This window comes from Micromonospora sp. MA102, assembly GCF_025460765.1.
Taxonomy (GTDB): domain Bacteria; phylum Actinomycetota; class Actinomycetes; order Mycobacteriales; family Micromonosporaceae; genus Micromonospora; species Micromonospora halotolerans.
The window spans coordinates 329,432-349,763 of record NZ_JAMWEG010000006.1 but is presented as its reverse complement, the minus strand read 5'-3'; the positions used below and the strand labels follow the sequence as shown (position 1 = coordinate 349,763).

General features: G+C 73.6%; 24 protein-coding genes and 1 riboswitch. Of the genes, 20 read left to right on the top strand and 4 right to left on the bottom strand.

Translation table 11 applies throughout. The features are described from left to right. The first annotated feature begins 95 nt into the window (after positions 1–95). Positions 96–314 (top strand): hypothetical protein, encoded by a 219-nt coding sequence (locus tag NFX44_RS15545; RefSeq protein ID WP_262284253.1) that lies wholly within the window; start codon positions 96–98, stop codon positions 312–314. A gap of 1 nt (position 315) precedes the next feature. Here NFX44_RS15545 and NFX44_RS15540 read toward each other — a convergent pair whose 3' ends face one another. From NFX44_RS15540 to NFX44_RS15530, 3 genes are all read right to left on the bottom strand, one after another. Next, the gene (locus NFX44_RS15540) at positions 316–789 is read right to left on the bottom strand and encodes a hypothetical protein (protein WP_262284252.1); all 474 of its coding nucleotides are present in this window, start codon (positions 787–789) and stop codon (positions 316–318) included. Next, entirely contained in the window at positions 786–995 is a 210-nt protein-coding gene (locus NFX44_RS15535) for a phosphatidylethanolamine-binding protein (protein ID WP_091258078.1), read from the bottom strand. The genes NFX44_RS15540 and NFX44_RS15535 overlap by 4 nt, the downstream gene beginning before the upstream one ends. A 64-nt stretch (positions 996–1,059) precedes the next feature. Beyond that, on the bottom strand, positions 1,060–1,941 hold the full coding sequence (locus tag NFX44_RS15530) for a universal stress protein (RefSeq protein WP_262284251.1): 882 nt from the start codon (positions 1,939–1,941) through the stop codon (positions 1,060–1,062). A 126-nt stretch (positions 1,942–2,067) separates the two neighbouring features. On the opposite strand from NFX44_RS15530, the gene NFX44_RS15525 reads away from it, so the two are divergent. The 17 genes from NFX44_RS15525 (at position 2,068) to NFX44_RS15445 (ending at position 15,632) form a co-directional block, all read left to right on the top strand. Continuing rightward, positions 2,068–2,814 (top strand): SAM-dependent methyltransferase, encoded by a 747-nt coding sequence (locus tag NFX44_RS15525; RefSeq protein WP_262284250.1) that lies wholly within the window; start codon positions 2,068–2,070, stop codon positions 2,812–2,814. Between the two features lie 112 nt (positions 2,815–2,926). Continuing rightward, positions 2,927–4,117 (top strand): PP2C family protein-serine/threonine phosphatase, encoded by a 1,191-nt coding sequence (locus NFX44_RS15520; protein ID WP_262284249.1) that lies wholly within the window; start codon positions 2,927–2,929, stop codon positions 4,115–4,117. A gap of 47 nt (positions 4,118–4,164) precedes the next feature. Next, the gene (locus NFX44_RS15515) at positions 4,165–4,635 is read left to right on the top strand and encodes a MarR family transcriptional regulator (RefSeq protein WP_262284248.1); all 471 of its coding nucleotides are present in this window, start codon (positions 4,165–4,167) and stop codon (positions 4,633–4,635) included. 370 nt (positions 4,636–5,005) lie between these two features. Next, positions 5,006–5,590, top strand: coding sequence for a CDP-alcohol phosphatidyltransferase family protein (locus tag NFX44_RS15510; protein WP_262284247.1), 585 nt, complete (start codon positions 5,006–5,008; stop codon positions 5,588–5,590). Next, positions 5,587–6,531: a DUF881 domain-containing protein gene (locus tag NFX44_RS15505; protein ID WP_262284246.1), complete on the top strand. Its 945-nt coding sequence runs from the start codon at positions 5,587–5,589 to the stop codon at positions 6,529–6,531. The genes NFX44_RS15510 and NFX44_RS15505 overlap by 4 nt, the downstream gene beginning before the upstream one ends. Further along, positions 6,528–6,860 (top strand): small basic family protein, encoded by a 333-nt coding sequence (locus NFX44_RS15500; RefSeq protein WP_007071104.1) that lies wholly within the window; start codon positions 6,528–6,530, stop codon positions 6,858–6,860. The genes NFX44_RS15505 and NFX44_RS15500 overlap by 4 nt, the downstream gene beginning before the upstream one ends. A 10-nt stretch (positions 6,861–6,870) precedes the next feature. After that, positions 6,871–7,815, top strand: coding sequence for a DUF881 domain-containing protein (locus NFX44_RS15495; protein ID WP_262284245.1), 945 nt, complete (start codon positions 6,871–6,873; stop codon positions 7,813–7,815). A 55-nt stretch (positions 7,816–7,870) separates the two neighbouring features. Then, positions 7,871–8,251, top strand: coding sequence for a glycine cleavage system protein GcvH (gene gcvH / locus NFX44_RS15490; protein WP_262284244.1), 381 nt, complete (start codon positions 7,871–7,873; stop codon positions 8,249–8,251). A gap of 217 nt (positions 8,252–8,468) precedes the next feature. Further along, a complete protein-coding gene (locus NFX44_RS15485; protein ID WP_007071101.1) occupies positions 8,469–8,921 on the top strand; it encodes an FHA domain-containing protein in 453 nt (150 codons plus the stop codon). A 68-nt stretch (positions 8,922–8,989) separates the two neighbouring features. After that, positions 8,990–9,691, top strand: coding sequence for a MerR family transcriptional regulator (locus tag NFX44_RS15480; protein ID WP_262284243.1), 702 nt, complete (start codon positions 8,990–8,992; stop codon positions 9,689–9,691). A 247-nt stretch (positions 9,692–9,938) separates the two neighbouring features. Continuing rightward, entirely contained in the window at positions 9,939–10,403 is a 465-nt protein-coding gene (locus NFX44_RS15475; RefSeq protein WP_091258060.1) for a bifunctional nuclease family protein, read from the top strand. Between the two features lie 209 nt (positions 10,404–10,612). Then, entirely contained in the window at positions 10,613–11,191 is a 579-nt protein-coding gene (locus tag NFX44_RS15470; protein WP_262284242.1) for a MerR family transcriptional regulator, read from the top strand. A gap of 467 nt (positions 11,192–11,658) precedes the next feature. After that, positions 11,659–12,048 carry a group 1 truncated hemoglobin gene (locus NFX44_RS15465; RefSeq protein ID WP_262284241.1) on the top strand — a complete coding sequence of 130 codons (390 nt, stop codon included), beginning with the start codon at positions 11,659–11,661 and terminating at the stop codon, positions 12,046–12,048. Between the two features lie 2 nt (positions 12,049–12,050). Continuing rightward, complete coding sequence (locus NFX44_RS15460; RefSeq protein ID WP_262284240.1) at positions 12,051–13,220, top strand: globin domain-containing protein; 1,170 nt, start codon at positions 12,051–12,053, stop codon at positions 13,218–13,220. Continuing rightward, positions 13,217–13,900: a DivIVA domain-containing protein gene (locus tag NFX44_RS15455; protein ID WP_262284239.1), complete on the top strand. Its 684-nt coding sequence runs from the start codon at positions 13,217–13,219 to the stop codon at positions 13,898–13,900. The genes NFX44_RS15460 and NFX44_RS15455 overlap by 4 nt, the downstream gene beginning before the upstream one ends. 172 nt (positions 13,901–14,072) lie before the next feature. Continuing rightward, positions 14,073–14,480, top strand: coding sequence for a YciI family protein (locus tag NFX44_RS15450; RefSeq protein WP_262284238.1), 408 nt, complete (start codon positions 14,073–14,075; stop codon positions 14,478–14,480). Between the two features lie 6 nt (positions 14,481–14,486). Continuing rightward, complete coding sequence (locus tag NFX44_RS15445; protein ID WP_262284237.1) at positions 14,487–15,632, top strand: RNA polymerase sigma factor; 1,146 nt, start codon at positions 14,487–14,489, stop codon at positions 15,630–15,632. A gap of 23 nt (positions 15,633–15,655) precedes the next feature. Here NFX44_RS15445 and NFX44_RS15440 read toward each other — a convergent pair whose 3' ends face one another. After that, on the bottom strand, positions 15,656–16,309 hold the full coding sequence (locus NFX44_RS15440; RefSeq protein ID WP_262284236.1) for an NAD(P)H-binding protein: 654 nt from the start codon (positions 16,307–16,309) through the stop codon (positions 15,656–15,658). A gap of 83 nt (positions 16,310–16,392) precedes the next feature. Between NFX44_RS15440 and NFX44_RS15435 the strand changes: the two genes are divergently transcribed. Beyond that, positions 16,393–17,250: an NAD-dependent protein deacetylase gene (locus NFX44_RS15435; protein ID WP_262284235.1), complete on the top strand. Its 858-nt coding sequence runs from the start codon at positions 16,393–16,395 to the stop codon at positions 17,248–17,250. Positions 17,251–17,316: 66 nt separating this feature from the next. Next, positions 17,317–17,415, top strand: a riboswitch (glycine riboswitch). 73 nt (positions 17,416–17,488) lie between these two features. After that, positions 17,489–20,311, top strand: coding sequence for an aminomethyl-transferring glycine dehydrogenase (gene gcvP / locus NFX44_RS15430; protein ID WP_262284234.1), 2,823 nt, complete (start codon positions 17,489–17,491; stop codon positions 20,309–20,311). The last annotated feature ends 21 nt before the right edge of the window (positions 20,312–20,332 follow it).

Here is a 20,332-nt window from a genome sequence, read left to right as displayed (position 1 = left end):
GACGCCCGCGGCCCAGCCCGAATGCGTCTCCCGGCGGCGGGTACCCAGCTCAGGTGCGCGGTCCAACCGTGCGCCGCCAGCGGAGGGAGAGACCTGTGGTCAAGCCGCAGCAGGAGGAACTGCGCCGCAACGACAAGGGCGCGACCAGCCAGGACAGCCGGGAACTCATTCCACAGAGCGGGAGCAAGGGGCCGCACGGCAAGGGTGGGAGCTCCAACGCGGACGTCGGGCGACCCGTCCCGAAGGGACAGGTGTCGCCGTACGGGCCGGCCGGCCAGCCGGTGGCCGAGGACGAGAGCGACCGGCGGGGCTGAGTCAGCCCCGCCGTGCCGGCGGCCGCAGCCTCCGCCAGGTGGCTGCGGCCGCCGCTCCGTACGCCAGATGCGGCACCAGGTCGGACAGCCAGTCGGCCCTGCCCCAGGTCCGCGGGTCGCTGATCCGGAGCGCCGCGATGGAGCCGTCGGAGGTGGCCATGACGCCGCCGCCGAGCAGCCCCACGGCCACCGGCACGGGGATCCGGCGGCGGGCGGCCAGGAGACCGAACAGCGCGCCGGCCGCGATGCCGGTGCCGTAACCGATGACCGGCCCGAGGCCGGAACGGCGGTTCGCCGCCTTCGCCTCGGGCCCCAGGTCCACGTGCGCCGCGTCGGCCAGCCTGCCGGCGGTCTGCTCCGGCGTGCTGCTCGCCGGCCGCCCCCGCACCGCCATGTCCAGGTAGCTCACGACGTTCAACGCGGCGCTGCCGACGGCGCCAGCGATGGCGCCGTCGACCACGGGAGCGGCCCTCACTTCGGGTCGCCCGGTTCGCGCTCGCCCTTGGGCCCGAACGTCCGTTCGCCCCGCACCACGCCCCGCTGGCCGCGGTCGTCCTGGAGGATCCGGTTCGCGACCTGGTTCGCCTCCTGGTCGGCGGCGCGCCCGGACTGCTCGATCACATCGCGCAGCCGCGCCCGTTCCTTGTCGTACGCGTTGCTGCCCGGCCGTGGTCCTGGCATCGCTGCCTCCTCCGGTCGCTGTGGCTGACCGTACGGTCTACCCGCCGTGGCCGGGGCCAACCGTTCAGCCCGGTGCGCGGACCACGGCCACCGGGCAGTCGGCGCGGTGCAGCACCCCCTGGCTCACCGAGCCGAGCAGCAGGCCGGTCAGCTCGCCCCGGCCGCGCCGGCCCACGACCAGGAGCTGGGCCTCCTGGGACGCCTCGACGAGCGCGGCGACCGGCCGGGCGTGCACCACGGCCCGGGTGACCGGCACCTCCGGCCGGCGCTCGGTGAGCCCGCCGAGCGACTCGTCCAGCACCCGGTCCTCCTCGTCGCGCAGGTCGCTCTCCTCGTACACCAGGGGTTGCATGTCGCCGGGGCCGGCGGACGCCGGGTGGGTGTAGGCGTGCACGGTGTGCAGCCGGGTGCCCCGGATCGCGGCCTCCTCGGCGGCGAAGTCCACGGCCGCGCGGGACAGGGTGGAGCCGTCGACCCCGACCACCACCGGGCCGGCCGTGCGGGCCGCGCCGCGGGCGACCAGGACCGGGCAGTCGGCGTACGAGGCGACCTGGATCGCGACCGAGCCGAGGACCAGGGCGGCGAATCCGCCGAGACCGCGGTCGCCCAGGACGATCATCGCGGCGGTCGGGGACTCGCCGAGCAGCACGGCGGAGGCCTCCCCGTCGATGATCTCGCCGGAGACCCGCAGCCCGGGCGCGGCCGCCTCGGCCTCGGCGACCGCCTCGGCGACCAGCTCCTCGGCCTGGTGCCGCAGGCCGCCGCCGGGTGGTCCCTCGGCCGGTGCCGACACGGGTACGCGCAGCAGCGGCCAGATGAAGCCGTGCACCACCCGCAGCGGGCGCTGCCGCAGGGCCGCCTCCCGCGCCGCCAGGCGCACGGCGGTGCGCGCCGGCTCCGAGCCGTCGACCCCGACCACCACCGCCGCGCCGTTCGCCGAGTTCACGCGTACCTCCTCGCCGTGGGCGCCCGCGGCCAGTATCGCGGCCGCCGGGCCGTCGCCGAGGCGATACCGCGCGAGCCGACCCGTGGGTACGCTGGCGACCGTCGCCGGACAGAGGGAGCGTCGTCGATGGCCGAGCCCGACCAGCCGAGCACCTCCCGCATGATCGACCACTGGCTCGGCGGCGAGCACCACTACCCGGTCGACGTGGCCGCGGCGGGCGCCTTCGAGGGCGCCTACGGGCCGTGTGCGGAGATCTTCCGTTCGCTGCGCGACTTCCTCGGCCGGGCCGTCCGCTCGATCGCCGAGGCCGGGGTGGACAGCTTCCTGGTCTTCGGGGCGGGCGTGCCCACGCGGGGCAACGTGCACGAGGTGGCGCCGGACGCCACCGTGCTCTACACCGACGTCGACCCGGTGACGATCCGGCTGGGCCAGCGCCTGCTGGCCGACAGCGACCGGGCCGGCTACGGCTACGGCGACGCCACCGACATCGGCACCGTCGACCCGGCCCAGCTGCACCGGTTCGTGCCGGGGTGGGGCAGGCAGCCGGTCGGGGTGGTCTTCCTCGGGCTGGCCGCGTTCCTCGACGACGACACCCTCGCCCGCACCCTCGACGAGCTGTACGAGGCGGTCGCGCCGGGCAGCTTCCTGGCGATCGACTTCGACAGCGAGGAACTCGCCGCGTACCCGGAGGCGCTGGCCCTGATGGGGCCCGCGTTCCGGATGCGGGCGCCCGCGCGGTTCGCGCCGCTGCTGGGCCGCTGGCAGCCGACGGCGGACGGGATCGTGCCGGTGGCGCGGTGGCGGCCGGCCGGCGCCCCGGAGCCGGTGCCGGACGCCTTCTACGGCGCGCTGGCCACCAAGCCGGCCGGCTGAGGCGGGACCGTCCACCGCGAACGGCGCCGGCCGGAGCCGGGTCGTGCCGGTGTCGGCGGGCCTCCGTATGATGCTTGCCCTACAGCAATAGTCGTCATCGGAGGATGTCAGCATGCCGGACGCGTCCGGAGCGGTGTCGCGCGCACTGCGCGCCGCGCCCCCCGACCAGTTGGCGGAGGCCGCGGACGCGGCGGTCCGCCGGGTGTTCGGCGCGTCGCGGACCGAGGTGTTCGTGGCCGACTACCGGTTCACCGGGCTCTGGCCGGTGCTGGACCCGGAGTTGCCCGAGGGTGGCTTCCTCGCCTGCCAGGGTGTCGCGCAGCGCTGCTTCAGCAGCCAGGAACCGGTGCTGGACACCGGGGAGGACGGCCGGTGCCGCGCCTACCTGCCGCTGTCCGCGTGGGGGGAGCGGCTCGGCGTGCTGATGGTCGAGCTGCCGGGCGCACCGGACGCCGCGACGGTGGCGGCGGCCCGGGACGCCGCGGGGGAGCTGGCGGTGGCGCTGCGGGCGGCCGACCGGGAGACCGACCGGTACCGCCGCGCCCGCCGGCGGGAACGGCTCACCATGGCCGCCGAGATGCAGTGGGACCTGCTTCCCGGGCGCAGCGTCACGCACGGCGACTTCGTGCTGGCCGGGCAGCTCGAACCGGCGTACACGGTGGGCGGCGACCACTTCGACTGGTCGGTCGACGGCGACCGGCTCACCGTCACGGTGCTCAACGGCGCCGGCAGCGGCCTGGCCGCCTCGCTGCTCACCGCGGTGACGGTCAACGCGATGCGCAACGCGCGACGCTCGGGCGGCAGCCTGGTGGAGCAGGCCGAGCTGGCCTCGGACACCATCTTCTACCAGCACCGGGGGAGCCGGCACGTGGCCACGCTGCTGCTGGAGCTGGACAGCGGGCGGGGCGTGGTGCGGGCCGTGGACGCGGGCTCGCCGCACGTGCTGCGGCTGCGCGGCGGGACGGTCACGCCGATCACGCTGGATCAGCAACTGCCGCTGGGCATGTTCGCCGAGACCCGCTACGACGTGCAGGAGTTCACCGTGGAGCCGGGGGACCGGCTCTTCGTGGTCAGTGACGGGGTGTACGCCGCCGAGCCGGCCGGCCGGGAGCCGTACGGGGACCGGGCCATGGCGCGTGCGATGCGGTCCACTCGGTTGCAGCCGGCGACCGAGGCAGTTGGTACGGTGATGCGCGAACTGCACGCGTACCACGTCGAGGCGGATCTCCGCGACGACGCGGTCGTCGTCTGCCTGGACTGGCGCGGTTCCCGCCCGCCGGACGGTGACGTCGGCGGGCGGTGACGGACCGGCGGAGCGAACACGAGCGGGACGATCGCAGGGGACACCGGGTGGAGCGACCTCCGAATCTTGCCGCGGCCATCGATGCGGCCGCCGAAGCGCTCATCGGTGTGCTCGACTCCGCCACCTCGCGGCACACCGTCAGCGTCTCGCCGACCCAGCTGCGGGTCCTGTCGCTGATCATGGCGCACCCGCGCACCAACGTGAACCGGCTGGCCGAGCTGCTCGACGTGGTGCCCTCGTCGGCCAGCCGGCTGTGCGACCGGCTGGAGGCCGTCGGCCTGCTGCGCCGCGTGGCCGACCCGCGCGACCGGCGTGAGGTGCGGCTGATCCCCACGGCCGCGGCGGAGACCCTGCTGCGTGAGCTCGCGGAGCGGCGGCACCGGGCGGTCCAGGCGGTGCTGGACCGGATGCCCAACCGGGTGCAGCACGAGCTGCTGCTGGCGCTTGTCGCGTTCGGCCAGGCGGCGTCGATGCACGCTCCCCAGGCCGCCGCCGACTCGACCGCCCGCACGGCCTGACTCAATACCGCGCCGAGTGGCCCGGCGGGCATGGCATTCAACTAGTGTCCTAGGACGCCTTAGCGGTGGTGTGGCGCCGCACACAGTCCGAACCTGGGCACCGGCGCAGCGCGGGGCCCGGAGCGGGTCGGGCGAGCCCGATATAGTGGCAGCGCAACTGGCCGGCCCATGATCGACGCGATCCTGGGCCGCGAGGGGGAGGTCCCAGCCCGGGATCGCAGAGAGGGCGCCGGCGTCTGACCGGCCGGCAACGCGCACGTTCTCGCGGCGGCCGTTCACTCGGCCGCCGGACCGTGCTGCGAAGGGAGGTTCGGTGTCGCGTCGGCCGGCTCCATCGGAGCACCCGGCTACCGGCGGTGCGGCGGAGGTCGTGGGGGACCGTGTCCTCACCGTGCCGAACCTGATCAGCTTCGTCCGGCTCGTCGGTGTGCCGCTCTTCCTCTACCTGTTCCTGGTGGTCAAGGCCGACGTGGCCGCCATCGTGGTGCTGGCCATCGGCGGCACCAGCGACTGGGTGGACGGCTGGATCGCCCGCCGCCTCCAGCAGGTCAGCCGGTTGGGCGAGCTGCTCGACCCGCTCGCCGACCGCCTCTACATCCTGGCCACGCTGCTGGCGTTCACCGCCCGCGAGGTGGTGCCGTGGCAGTTCACCGGGGCGCTGCTGGCCCGCGAGCTGCTGCTGCTCGGCTCGCTGGGGGTGCTGCGCCGCTACGGCTACGGCCCGCCGCCGGTGCACTACGTCGGCAAGACCGCCACGTTCCTGCTGCTGGCCGCGTTCCCGATCCTGCTGCTGGCGTCCGCCGTCGACAGCGTCGCCGACGCGGCCGGGGCGATCGGCTGGGGGCTGGCCTGGTGGGGCCTGGTGCTCTACTGGGTGGCCGGCGCGATGTACGTGGTGCAGGCCAACCGCCTGGTGCGGGCGATGCGGGCGCGGCGCGCGGGAGCGGCGGCGTGACCGCGGTGCCGCCCCAGGACAAGGGCCGTGACCCGTCGGCGCGGGTGTACGCCCCGGACTTCCTCACCGAGCTGTTCCGCAACCCGCTCGATCCGGGTTACGCCGACGCGGCGGCCCGGCGGGCGGTGGCGCCGCCGTCGCGACTGCGGCGGGTGCTCGCCCGGCCGGTGAGCGTGGTGGTGCTGCTGGTGATCGGGTTGCTGTTCGCGGTGGCCTACCGGGAGACGATGGCGGAGGAGCCGGGTCGGGCGAAGGCGCGGGCCGGGCTGATCGCCGAGATCAAGCAGCGCGAGGCGGAGACGGACCGGTTGACCGCGCGGGCGGACCAGCTGCGCGAGGAGGTCAGCCGGCAGCGGGACGCGGCGTTGAGCGGTTCGCAGGCGTCGCGGCTGCGCACGCTGGAGGCGGGCACCGGTCTGGGCCGGGTGCGCGGTGACGGTGTGGTGGTGCGCCTGGCGGACGCGCCGAGGGACAAGGACGCGGTGACCGGGGCGGAGGCGGGGCCGTCGCAGGTGCTCTACTCCGACCTGCAGAAGGTGGCGAACGCGCTGTGGGCGGCGGGCGCGGAGGCGGTGGCGGTGAACGGCCAGCGGTTGACGGCCACGTCGACGATCCGTCAGGCGGGTGAGGCGATCCTGGTGGACTACCGGCCGGTGACGAGCCCGTACGAGGTGTCGGCGATCGGGCCGGGGTCGATGCGGGACCGGTTCGAGGACAGCCGGGCGGCGGACCTGATGCGTGACGTGGAGCGGACGACGGGCCTGTCGTTCAAGGTCAGGGACGCGGACAACCTCACCCTGCCGGCCGCTCCGCAGCCGCGGCTACGCTACGCCGAGCCTTCGGTGAGTCCGAGCCCGTCGGGTTCGGGTGTCGCCGGTTCGACCAGTCCCGAGCCGTCCGGCTCGGGTTCCTCTCCTCGCCCCTCCGGAGGTGGCCGATGATCGCGGTGCTGGCGTTGCTCGCCGGTGTGGTGCTCGGGGTGTACCTGGATCCCACGGTGCCCGCGGCGTTGCAGCCGTACCTGCCGATCGCCGTGGTGGCGGCGCTCGACGCGGTGTTCGGTGGGGTGCGGGCGAAGCTGGACCGGATCTTCGACGACAAGCAGTTCGTGGTGTCGTTCATCTCGAACGTGCTGGTGGCGGGCCTGATCGTCTACCTGGGTGACCAGTTGGGGGTGGGCGGTCAGTTGTCCACGGGTGTGGTGGTCGTGCTCGGGGTGCGCATCTTCGGAAACGTGGCGGCGATCCGCCGGCACCTGTTCCGGGCGTAGGTTTGTGGCGATGAGCGAGGAGCACAGGGAGACGGGCACGGGTTGGCCGGAGCCGGCGGAGCCGGAGCGGCCGGCGGGTCCGGCCGGTGAGCCGGATCCGCGTCCGGACGCGCCCGATCCGGACGAGTTGAGCCCGTTGGCGCCGGTGGCGCCGGTCGAGCAGGAGGACGTGCCGCCGCCGGCCGAGGAGCCGGGAGCGGCAGCCGAGGAGCCGGGGCCGGCGGAGGAGCCGTCGCCGGCCGGGGCGAAGCCCGTGTCGCGGCGGTTGACGTCGGCGGGCGCGATGATCGCGGTGTTGCTGGCGTTGCTGGGGTTCACCCTGGTGGTGCAGTTGAAGACGACGTCGACGGATCCGACTCTCGCGGCGACGCGGGAGGAGGACCTGGTCCGGATCTCGTCGGACCTGGACTCGCGGGAGCGGCGGCTTCGGCAGGACATCGAGGCGCTGGAGGAGAGCCAGCGGCAGTTGCGTTCGGGTGAGCAGGGTCGGCAGGCGGCGCTGGAGGAGGCGACGCGGCGGGCGGACGAGCTGGGCATCCTGGCGGGCACGTTGCCGGCGGTGGGGCCGGGCCTGTCGGTGCGGTTCGACGGTCCGGACAAGGCGATCTCGGCGGCGCGGATCCTGGACGCGGTGCAGGAGCTGCGGGGCGCGGGCGCGGAGGCGATGCAGGTCGCGGGCTCGGACGGGACGGCGGTGCGGGTCATCGCGTCGACGTATTTCGTGGACGGGCCCAGTGGTGGCCTGGTGGTGGACGGGCGGCGGTTGAACGGCCCGTACACGATCCTGGTGATCGGTGATCCGGCGACGCTGCGTACGGCGTTGAACATTCCCGGCGGGGTGGTCGCATCGGTGGAGGAGGCCGGCGGTAACGTGACGCCGGAGGACAGTGAGGCTGTGGAGGTTTCGCAGCTGCACGCGCCGATCAAGCTGGAACACGCCCGGCCGGTCTCCTGACCGGTCGCGGCCGCGCCGGTTTTCCCCGGTGCACCGATGACGAAGGACGCAGCTGGTGATTCCTGAGGATCTGCGGTACACCGCCGAGCACGAGTGGGTGGCTGGTGGGGACGGCGGTGCCGTCCGGATCGGTATCACGCACTTCGCGCAGGACGCCCTGGGTGACATCGTGTTCGTCCAGTTGCCGGACGAGGGCGCGGTGGTGGCGGCGGGTGAGTCGCTGGGCGAGATCGAGTCGACGAAGAGCGTGTCGGAGATCTACGCGCCGTTGAGCGGCACGGTGGCGGCGCGCAACGAGGCGTTGGCCGACACCCCTGAGGTGATCAACACGGATCCGTACGGTGCGGGGTGGTTGGTGGAGATCACCCCGGATGATCCGGCGGCGGTCGAGGGTTTGTTGACCGCTGGTGCGTACCGCGAGCTCACCGAGAGTTGAGTTCGTGCGTTCCGGGCGGCGGGCTCCTGTCCGCGCGTCCGGTTGCCCTGTTTTTCGGCGCTGGCTAGGCTCGCCCAGTTGACCGAGAACCAATAGTTTGAGCGTTGCGGAATGCGCCTTCCCGGCACGGGGAGCCAGCCGCCGGGTGTGTTTCCGCCCGGCGGCCAGACCCGCCATTGCCCGACGCCGACCGAAACAGATCCGTGAGGTGGTCCCCATGACGCGCCCAGACGACGAGTTCCCCCCGCTCGACGTCACTTCGACGCTCAATCTCGGTTCGCTCGACGAAGTGCTGGAGGGTCCGGACACCGATGTGGTGCCGAGCCGCATGTCCGGTTCGTTGCCGCCCGGGATGGCGTTGCTGGTGGTTCGCCGGGGTCCGAACGCGGGCGCCCGGTTCCTGTTGGACCACGATGTGACGACGAGTGGCCGGCACCCGGACAGCGACATCTTCCTCGACGACGTGACGGTGTCGCGGCGGCACGCGGAGTTCCACCGGGACGGTGGCACGTTCACCGTGCGGGACGTGGGCAGCCTGAACGGCACGTACGTGAACCGGGAGCGGGTCGAGGCGGCGACGCTGAGCAACGGCGACGAGGTGCAGATCGGCAAGTTCCGGGTGGTGTTCATCGCCGGTCCGCGTCCGGAGGAGGAGGCCGGCCGGGGGTGAGCGGGCCTGCGGCTTCGACGTCGCCCGGGGCGGCGAACGATCCGCCGCGCTCGTCCGCGACGCCGCTGATGAGCATCGGCGAGGTGTTGGCGCAGTTGCGGGTGGAGTTTCCGGACGTCACGATCTCGAAGTTGCGGTTCCTGGAGGCCGAGGGCCTGGTGGAGCCGGAGCGGACGCCGGCGGGGTACCGGAAGTTCAGCTGGGACGATGTGGCGCGGTTGCGGTTCGTGCTGACCGCGCAGCGGGACCAGTACCTGCCGTTGCGGGTGATCCGGGACCAGCTGGCGGAGTGGGACTCGTCGGGTGCGGGGCCGGCGCGGCAGCGGCCGAATCTGGTGGCGGTGGGTCCCGGTGGTGAGGTGCCGGGCCGGGAGGCGGCGGAGCCCGCCGAGTCGTCGGAGATGCGGCTGGGTCGGGCGGAGTTGATTTCCCGCAGCGGCGTCGACGAGTCGACGTTGGCCGAGTTGGAACGGCTCGGTGTGCTGGTGTCGGATCCGCCGGGCTGGTACGACGCGGACGCGTTGATCATCGCGCGGGCGGTGGCGGGTCTGGCGGCGTACGGGTTGGAGCCGCGGCACCTGCGGGCGTACCGGACGGCGGCGGATCGGGAGGTCGGTCTGTTCGCGCAGTTGGTGGCGCCGTTGGCGCGGCAGTCGGATCCGGCGGCGCGGGCGCGGGCGGCGGAGACGGCGCGGGAGTTGGTGGCGTTGTCGCAGCAGTTGCACGCGGCGTTGGTGCGGGTGGGGCTGCGGTCGACGTTGGGTCGGTGAGGTGGGTGGGGCCGGGTGCTGTGGGGGCGCCCGGCCTTTGCCGTGGGCGGCGGCGACCGGGGCGGGCCGCGTGCCGGGCGCGGGGCGCGGAAAGATCTGGGTCGGGAAGCGTGTCGTAGGCTTGCCGGGGTAACCCGTTGCGGCGAGGCGTGGTGCACGTAGCGGATGGGACTCCCGTGTCGCGGTCCGTGTACCGTGCAGGGAAGGGCGCGGTGCGGGCGTAGGTGACAACGACACGGAGGCGGCGGTGCGCGAGCTGAGCGTGGTCGGAGTTCGGGTGGAGCTGCCCAGCAACCAGCCGATCGTCCTGCTGCGGGAGGTCGAGGGGGACCGCTATCTGCCGATCTGGATCGGCGCGGTCGAGGCGACGGCGATCGCCTATGAGCAGCAGGGTGTCAAGCCGGCGCGGCCGTTGACGCATGATCTGCTGCGGGATGTGCTGGCGGCGTTGAAGGCGCCGTTGCACGCGGTGGAGATCACCGAGTTGAAGGAGAACGTCTTCTACGCCGATCTGTTGATCGGTGACGGCGTTCGGGTGTCGGCGCGGCCGAGCGATTCCATCGCGTTGGCGTTGCGGGTCGGTGCGCCGATTCGTTGTGCCGAGCAGGTCCTCTCCGAGGCGGGGATCGTGATCCCGGACGAGCAGGAGGACGAGGTGGAGAAGTTCCGCGAGTTCCTGGAGCAGGTGCGTCCGGAGGATTTCGCGGGCTGAGGTGTCCGGCCGGTGGGCCGGTGTCGATGCGGCGGCGGTGGTCACGGTGGGTGACGGCTTGCCGCCGTCGGTGATCTTCCGGGTGGCGGTGCGGCGTGTCGTGGTGTCTCCTGCGGGGTAACTCCCGGTGGCGGGGCTAGGGTTGCGGTATCGAGGGGTGCGCGCACGGGGAGACGGCGTGACACCGCACGGGCGGGGAGGTTGTCCGGATGCACGAGCCGCGTGATCCTGGTCCGACGACGGAGCAGCAGCCCGACCCGGTCGTTGACGGTGAGGTGGGCTACCGGGGTGTGACGGCGTGTCACGCGGTGGGCATCAGTTACCGGCAGTTGGACTACTGGGCCCGGACGGGTCTGGTGGTGCCGAGCGTGCGGGACGCGTCGGGTTCGGGGACGTCCCGCTTGTACTCCTTCCGCGACCTGGTGGTGTTGAAGGTCGTGAAGCGGTTGTTGGACGCCGGGGTGTCGTTGCAGAACATCCGGAAGGCCATCGACGCGTTGCGGTCGCGTGGGGTGGAGGACCTGGCGGGCATCACGTTGATCTCGGACGGGACGACGGTGTACGAGTGCCGGTCGCCCGAGGAGGTCGTGGACCTGTTGCAGGGCGGCCAGGGTGTGTTCGGCATCGCGATCGGCGGCGCGTTCAAGGAGATCCAGGGTTCGCTGTCGCATCTGCCGGCGGAGCCGGTGGGTGGGCAGCCGCAGCCGGCCGCGCCGCCGGTGGAGGCGGAGTCCGAGTCGGTCGGTGACGAGTTGGCGGCGCGGCGTGCGCGCCGTCGGGCGGGCTGAGCCGCCGCTCAGTGTTAGCGGGGCCACGCCACGCCCAGAACGGGCAGCGCGTGGTCCTCTTTTTTGATCACCGTGCGTGTCGTGCGGCCGGCCGGGCGCCGGGGGCCGCCGGTGGCGGTGGGCCGTCGCGAGGCGGAACGGGTGTGACGTGCGGAAACGGCGGTCGGGTGGATCGTCGGCGGGCGCTGTCCGAAAGGGACCGTCGAGGGTGCCCGGTGCCGGAGGCATCCACCCAGCGTGTCGGTGTGCTCGCGTCCCGCGAACGATCCGCCGCGGTCGCTGACTGTCCGTGGTCGACGGATGTCGGGAATCGGATAGGGCAGGGCTGAACCGTTTCGGCGGGCACGCTATGGTCCGACACGGTCGCTTGCGCGTGACCGTTCGGTGGAGCCGGCGCGACGCGCGTGAGCTGCCGGTTGCCCCTCCGCGGCGCTGGTCGCGTTGCCCCCCTCCCGGAAGGATCCACCATGACGGTGACCGAAGAGACCACCCCGATCTCCCACTACGAGCGCATCGGCGGCGCGGCCGCGGTGAAGGCCGCGGTGGAGCTGTTCTACGAGAAGGTGCTGGCCGACCCGGACCTGGCCGGCTACTTCACCGACGTGAACATGCCGGAGCAGCGGCGGCACCTGGCGTTGATGCTCGCCGTGGTGCTCGGCGGCCCGAACGAGTACGCGGGCCGGGGCCTGGCCGAGGCGCACCAGCCGCTGAACATCCCGGTGGCGCACTACGTGAAGGTCGGCGAGCACCTGATCGCGACGCTGGTCGAGCTGGGGGTGCCGGCCGACGTGATCGCCGACGTGCACGTCGTGCTGGGTCAGGTCCAGGACCAGGTCGTGTCGTCGGGGAACGCCTGAGCGTGGACGCAGGGCGGCTCAAGCAGAGCTGGTCACTGGTCGCCGCGCACGGCGACCAGGTGCCGCTCTACTTCTATTCGACGCTGTTCCTGGCGCACCCGGAGACCCGGCAGATGTTCCCCACGAACATGGCCGGGCAGCGGGACCGCCTGGTGAACGCGCTGGGGCACATCGTGTCCCACGTGGACCAGGTGGACCGGCTCGTCGGGTTCCTCCAGGACCTCGGCGCGGACCACCGGAAGTTCGCGGTGCGCGCCGAGCACTACCCGGCCGTCGGTGAGGCGCTGCTGGCGACACTGCGGCACTTCTCCGGTGAGGCGTGGACCGACGAACTGGCGGCCGACTGGGCGGCCGCCTACGGGTTGGTCGCGCAGGTGATGATGGACGCCGCGCAGGCCGCGGAGGCGAAGTCCCCGCCGTGGTGGGTGGCGGAGATCCTCGGGCACGAGCGGCGCACGTTCGACGTGGCGGTGCTGACGCTGCGGCCGCAGTACCTGCTGCAGTTCACGCCGGGCCAGTCGATCGGGGTGTCGCACCCCGCGGTGCGGTCGTGGCGGTACTACTCGCCGGCGAACGCGCCCCGTCCCGACGGGACGCTGGAGCTGCACGTGCGGGCCGCGCCGGGTGGCGCGGTGTCGTCGCGGCTGGTGTACGGGTGCGCGGTGGGCGACCAGGTGCACCTGGCCGCGCCGGTGGGTGACCGGTTGACGTTGTGGCAGGCCGGGTCGTCGGATCTGCTGCTGCTGACCGGTGGCACCGGCTGGGCGCCGGTGAAGTCCCTGCTGGAGCAGGTCGCCGCGGAGGGTGTGGGCCGCCGGGTCGACCTGTACGTGGGGGCCCGGTCCCGGTTGGAGTTCTACGACAGCGAGGCGATCGACAAGTTCGCCGCGTCGTACCCGTGGCTGCGGGTGACGTACGTTGCGGGTTCGGACCCGCGGCGGCCGGGTGAGTTCGTGCAGGTGGCCGATCAGGCCCTGGCCGACGGGGACTGGCGGTCCCGGCACGTGTACGTGTGCGGATCCGACGAGATGGTGAGCCATTCGGTGGCGGCGCTGACCGGTGCCGGCTACCAGCCGGGTCAGCTGCACCACGAGGGTTTCGGCAAGCACTGGTACGGGCCGGCCTTCCGGACCACGACGGCCCCTGACGATTCCGGAGGTGGTGCCCGGTGAGCGCGAGCCCGATCAGCAGGTACGAGGGCCAGGTGACCGGTGGCGCGGTGCAGGTGCGTCTCAGCGCCGACCGGGTGCGCCGGTGGGAGTTCGGGTCGGCGTCGTTCACCCGCCGCGGCTACGACCACGCCGACGTGGACCGGTTCCGGATGCAGGTGGCCGACGAGCTGGACCAGCTGGCCACGCAGCTGGCGAATCTGCGGGCGGAGAACGAGCGGCTCAACGACCATCTGGAGCTGCACCGGCACGGGGTGATCCCGAGCGCCGACAACGCGGCGGCGGTGCCCGCGGCGAAGGAGGTGAACCTGCTGTCGGCGGCCCAGCGGGAGGCCGAGCAGATCATCGCGCAGGCCCACGACTACGCCCGGCGGGTCGCCGAGTACGCCCGGATGCAGTACGAGAGCTACATGCAGGCCGCGGCGGAGGAGGCGAAGCAGGAGGCCGAGCGGGCGGTGACGGAGTACCGCAGCACCGCCGGGGTCAACTTCGACGACTCGGTGGCCACCCGGGAGGCCCTGCGGATCTTCGGCGAGATGATGATCTCGCACATGCAGGCGGCGGCCCGGCACCTCGACGACGGCAGCGAGCAGCTGTCGCGGACGATGGAGCGGATCGCCCGGGAGGTGCCCGCGGTGGCCGGTGGGCAGTCGCAGGTGGCGCTGCCCCGCCACCAGCGCTGAACGGCGCCCGGCCCACCGGGGTGACCCCGGTGGGCCGGGCGCCGACGGCCACGACGCGGCGTGCGGAAAAGTCGGCCGGAAAAAGTCGCGGTGGGATGTCGAGAACCGGGGTGCGGCTCCGTCCCCGGAGCGAACACGGCAACAATGGCCGTACCGCACCGAGGAGAACATGATGGCCAAGTACCTGCTGCTCAAGCACTACCGGGGCGCGCCCGCGGCGGTCAACGACGTGCCGATGGACCAGTGGACGCCGGAGGAGGTCTCGGCCCACGTGCGCTACATGCAGGACTTCGCCGCCCGGCTGGAGGGCACCGGCGAGTTCGTCGACGCTCAGGCGCTGTCCCCGGAGGGCACGTTCGTCCGCTACGACGGTGCGGGGCGGCCGCCGGTCACCGACGGCCCGTTCGCGGAGACCAAGGACCTCATCGCCGGCTGGATGGCGATCGACGTCGACACCTACGAGCGGGCGGTCGAGCTGGCCGGGGAGCTGTCCGCGGCCCCGGGTGCGGGTGGGAAGCCGATCCACGAGTGGCTCGAGGTGCGCCCGTTCCTGGGCGAGGCCCCGACCATCACGGAGTGACGCACGGTGGATGAGGCTCTGCTGCGGGCTCTCACCCCCACCGTGATCGGGATCCTCGTCCGCCGCGGAGCCGACTTCGCGGCGGCCGAGGATGCCGTCCAGGACGCCCTGGTCGAGGCCGTGCGGGTGTGGCCGGAGGACCCGCCGCGCGACCCCCAGGGCTGGCTGGTCACGGCGGCCTGGCGGAAGTTCCTCGACGCGGTCCGCGCCGACGCGTCCCGGCGGCACCGGGAGGCCCGCGTCGAGGGTGAGCCCGCGCCCAGGCCGGGGGAGGCGGCCGACGACACGCTGCAGCTGTACTTCCTGTGCGCGCACCCGTCGCTCACGCCGGCGCCGGCCGTCGCGCTGACGCTGCGCGCGGTCGGCGGCCTGACCACGCGTCAGATCGCGCGCGCCTACCTGGTGCCGGAGGCGACCATGGCCCAGCGGATCAGCCGGGCCAAGCGGACCGTCTCGGATGTCCGGTTCGACCAGCCCGGTGATGTCGCCACCGTGCTGCGCGTGCTGTATCTGGTGTTCAACGAGGGCTACTCCGGTGACGTCGACCTCGCCGGGGAGGCGATCCGGCTCACCCGGGAGCTGGCGGCGCGGATCGACCACGAGGAGGTCGCGGGCCTGCTGGCGCTCATGCTGCTGCACCACGCGCGGCGGGCGGCGCGGACCGGCCCGGACGGGCGGCTCGTGCCGCTGGCCGAGCAGGACCGCGGTCGGTGGGACACCCGGCTGATCGCCGAGGGCGTCGACGTGCTCCAGGCGGCGCTGGCCCGCGACCGGCTGGGGGAGTTCCAGGCCCAGGCGGCCATCGCCGCGCTCCACGCCGACGCGCGGACGGTCGAGGAGACCGACTGGGTGCAGATCGTCGAGTGGTACGACGAGCTGGTGCGCCTCACCGACAGCCCGGTGGCCCGCCTGAACCGGGCCGTGGCGGTCGGGGAGGCCGACGGCCCGCGCGCCGGCCTGGCCGCCCTGGCGGGGCTCGACCCGGACCTGCCGCGTCACACCGCCGTCGCGGCGTACCTGCACGAGCGTGACGGTGACCCGGTCACGGCGGCGCGGCTGTACGCGGAGGCGGCCCGGTCGGCGCACAGCCTGCCCGAACGCGACCACCTCACCCGCCAGGCGGCACGGCTCAACGCGGGGCTGCGCCACTGAACGGCAGCCGGGGCGGGACGCGCTCAGCTGGCGGCGCGGACCGCCTCGGCGATCGGGGTTTCCCCGCCGACCAGTTCCAGGGTGAGCCCGGCGGTGTGCGGGGCGGACAGCAGGGCGAGCAGGACCCGGGCCACGTCGGCGCGGGTGACCGGCCCGGGGTCGACGTGCCGGGCCAGGGTGATCCGGCCGACCGGCGCGTCGTCGGTGAGCCGGCCGGGGCGCAGCACCGTCACGTCGAGGTCCCGGCCGGTGACGTCGTCCTCGGCGGCCTTCTTCGCCCGCAGGTACGCCGCCCACACCTCGTCGGTGCCGGCCGTCGGGGGCCGGTCCACGCCCATCGAGGAGACCAGCAGGTAGCGGCGCACCCCGGCACGTTGCGCGGCGTCGGCGAGCAGCACCGCGGCGGCCCGGTCGACGGTGTCCTTGCGGGCCGCGCCGCTGCCCGGGCCCGCGCCGGCGGCGAAGACCACCGCGTCGGCACCGGCCAGGTGCCCGGCGAGGGTGTCGACGTCGGTGTGTTCCAGGTCGCAGACCACCGGTTCGGCGCCGGCGGCGCGCAGCGCGGCCTCGTGCCCGGGGTTGCGGATCAGACCGACGGCGGTGTCGCCGCGTCCGGCGAGTTCCCGCTCCAGCAGCTTGGCGATCTTCCCGTGGCCTCCGGCGATGACGACGCGCATGCCCTCAACCTAGCGTCGCGACCGGACCCGCACCGGGTGAGCGGGCGGCCCGGGTTCGCCGGAGGCGGGTCGGGCGAGGCAGCATGGACGCCGTGACCGAGACGTTCGACGCGTTGACCCGGCTGGTGGGCGCCGGGGACGTGGTGGTGCTCAGCGGCGCCGGCCTGTCCACCGAGTCGGGCATCCCGGACTACCGGGGGCCCTCCGGCGCGGCCCGCCGGCACACCCCGATGACCTACCAGGCGTTCACCCGGGACCCGGACGCGCGGCGGCGCTACTGGGCGCGCAGCCACCTGGGCTGGCGGCTGATCGCCCGGGCCGCCCCCAACGACGGGCACCGGGCGGTCGCCCGGCTGCAACGCGCCGGCCTGCTCGGCGGGATCATCACCCAGAACGTCGACGGCCTGCACACCGCCGCCGGCGCCACCGGCGTGATCGAGCTGCACGGCCGCCTCGACGAGGTGACCTGCCTGGACTGCGGCAACCTGACCTCCCGCGACGAGCTGGACCGGCGGCTGGTCGAGGCGAACCCGGGTTTCGACGCGCACGTCGCGCACGTCAACCCCGACGGCGACGTGGACCTGCCGGACGAGGCGGTGGCCCGGTTCCGCACCGTCGACTGCGGCATCTGCGGCGCCGGGATGCTCAAACCCGACGTGGTGTTCTTCGGGGAGACCGTGCCGGCGCCGCGGGTCGCCGACTGTTTCGCCCTGGTCGAGCGGGCCCGGGCGCTGCTGGTGCTCGGCTCCTCCCTGACCGTCATGTCGGGGCGCCGGTTCGTGCTGCGCGCCGCGAAGCTCGGCATCCCGGTGGCCATCGTCAACCAGGGACCCACCCGCGGCGACGGGCACGCCACCCTCACCCTCGACGCGCCGCTGGGCGCGACCCTGACCGCCCTGGCCGACGGGGTCGCCGCCGGTCCGGTCCCCGCCGCCGTGTGACCGACCCCCCGGCGGGGTACGACATGAGCCGGAAACATGGTCGCTGGTAGCGTTGACCATGCCGGTACCACCCACGTGGGAGAGACCGCCCGGGAACCACCCGGACGGCGCCGAAGGGGCAGATTCTCCCCGGAACCTCTCAGGCAAAAGGACCACGTGGGCAGGCGCTGTGGAGCGCGTCAGCGCGACTCAGGGGGAGGCCGACCCGTCGACCTCGCCCCCGCAAGGAGCGCAGCGCATGACCGCAGAGCAGTTCGCCGACCGGCACATCGGCCCCGGCCCGGACGACGAGCGCCGGATGCTGGAGACCGTCGGTCACAGCTCCATCGACGAGCTGATGGACGCCGCGATCCCCGAGGTGATCCGCTGGCACGGCGCCCTGGACCTGCCCGCCCCGGCCAGCGAGCGGGAGGCCATCGCCGAGCTGCGCGCCCTGGCCGCCCGCAACACCGTCGCCGTGTCGATGATCGGGCTGGGCTACCACGGCACGCACACCCCGGCGGTGATCCGCCGCAACGTGCTGGAGAACCCGGCCTGGTACACCGCGTACACGCCGTACCAGCCGGAGATCAGCCAGGGCCGCCTCGAGGCGCTGCTGAACTTCCAGACCATGGTCACCGACCTGACCGGGCTGGCCACCGCGAACGCCTCCATGCTCGACGAGGGCACCGCCGCGGCCGAGGCCATGACCCTGGCCCGCCGCGCGTCGAAGACCAAGAGCCCGGTGTACGTGGTCGACGCCGACACCCTGCCGCAGACCATCGCCGTGATCACCAGCCGCGCGGAGCCGCTCGGCATCGACGTGCGGGTGCTCGACGTGGAGCACGACGCGCTGCCCGCCGAGTTCTTCGGCCTGCACCTGCAGTACCCGGGCGCGTCCGGCGCGGTCCGTGACCACACGCCGCTGGTGGAGGCCGCGCACGCCGCCGGCGCGCTGGTCACCGTCGCCGCGGACCTGCTGGCGCTGACCCTGCTGCGCCCGCCGGGCGAGATCGGCGCGGACATCGCCGCCGGCACCACCCAGCGCTTCGGTGTGCCGATGGGCTTCGGCGGCCCGCACGCCGGCTACCTGGCCGTCCGGTCCGGGCTGGAGCGGATGCTGCCCGGCCGCCTCGTCGGGGTGTCCAAGGACGCCGACGGCAACCCGGCGTACCGGCTGGCGTTGCAGACCCGCGAGCAGCACATCCGGCGGGAGAAGGCGACCAGCAACATCTGCACCGCCCAGGTGCTCCTGGCCGTGATGGCCGGCATGTACGCCGTCTACCACGGCCCGGACGGGCTGCGGGCCATCGCCCGGCGTACCCATGAGGCGGCGGCGCGGCTCGCGGCCGGGCTGCGCGCCGGCGGCGTGCAGGTCGCGGACGTCGCGTTCTTCGACACGGTCACCGCGACCGTGCCCGGGCGCGCCGCCGAGGTGGTGGCCGCCGCCGCGGCGCGCAATGTGAACCTGCGGCTGGTCGACGCCGACCGGGTCGGCGTCTCCTGCGACGAGACGACCACTCCCGCCCACCTGGCGGCCGTGTGGGCGGCGTTCGGCGTGGCTGGCGTCGACGGCGAGGTCGACGCGGCGCTGCCGGACGACCTGGCCCGCGGCAGCGACTTCCTCACCCACCCGGTGTTCCGCACCCACCACTCGGAGACGGCGATGCTGCGCTACCTGCGGCGGCTGTCGGACTTCGACTACGCCCTCGACCGGGGCATGATCCCGCTCGGGTCGTGCACCATGAAGCTGAACGCCACCACCGAGATGGAGCCGGTCACCTGGCCGGAGTTCGCGCACCTGCACCCGTTCGCCCCGGCGGAGCAGACCGCCGGCTACCGGGAGCTGATCGCCCAGCTGGAGGGCTGGCTGGCCGAGGTGACCGGCTACGACGCGGTCAGCGTGCAGCCCAACGCCGGGTCGCAGGGGGAACTGGCCGGGCTGCTGGCCATCCGCGCCTACCACCGGGAGCGCGGCGAGGCGCACCGCGACGTGTGCCTCATCCCGTCGTCGGCGCACGGCACCAACGCCGCGTCGGCCGTGATGGCCGGCATGCGCGTGGTGGTGGTCGGCTGCGACGACGACGGCAACGTCGACCTGGTCGACCTCGACGCGAAGATCGACAAGCACCGGGACGCGCTCGCCGCGATCATGGTGACCTACCCGTCCACCCACGGGGTGTACGAGACGGGCATCGCGCAGCTGTGCGCGAAGGTGCACGACGCCGGCGGTCAGGTGTACGTCGACGGCGCGAACCTCAACGCGCTTGTCGGGTTCGCCAAGCCGGGCCGGTTCGGGGCGGACGTGTCGCACCTCAACCTGCACAAGACGTTCTGCATCCCGCACGGCGGCGGCGGCCCCGGCGTGGGCCCCGTGGCGGTGCGGGCGCACCTGGCGCCGTTCCTGCCCGGCGACCCCCTCGGCGCGCACGTCGACGGGCGGCCGGCGATCTCCGCGGCGAACCACGGGTCGGCGGGGATCCTGCCGATCCCGTGGGCGTACCTGCGGATGATGGGTGCCGAAGGGCTGGCCCGGGCCACCGGCGTGGCGGTCCTCGCCGCGAACTACGTGGCCGCGCGGCTGCGGCAGCACTACCCGGTGCTGTACGCCGGCAACAAGGGCCTCGTGGCGCACGAGTGCATCCTGGACCTGCGGCCGCTGACGAAGGCGACCGGCGTGACCGTCGACGACGTGGCGAAGCGGCTGATCGACTACGGCTTCCACGCGCCGACGATGTCGTTCCCGGTGGCCGGGACGCTGATGGTGGAGCCGACCGAGAGCGAGGACCTGGCCGAGCTGGACCGGTTCTGCGACGCGATGATCGCCATCCGCGCGGAGATCGACAAGGTCGGCTCGGGGGAGTGGCCGGCGGGGGACAACCCCCTGGCCAACGCGCCGCACACCGCGGCGATGGTGTCCGGTGACGAGTGGCCCCACCCGTACCCGCGGTCGGTGGGCGCGTACCCGGCCGGGGTGGACCGGGCGGGGAAGTACTGGCCGCCGGTGCGGCGGATCGACGGCGCGTACGGCGACCGGAACCTGGTCTGCTCGTGTCCGGCGCCGGAGGCGTTCGAGAGCTGAGGCGCAGCTCGCCGGGGCGGT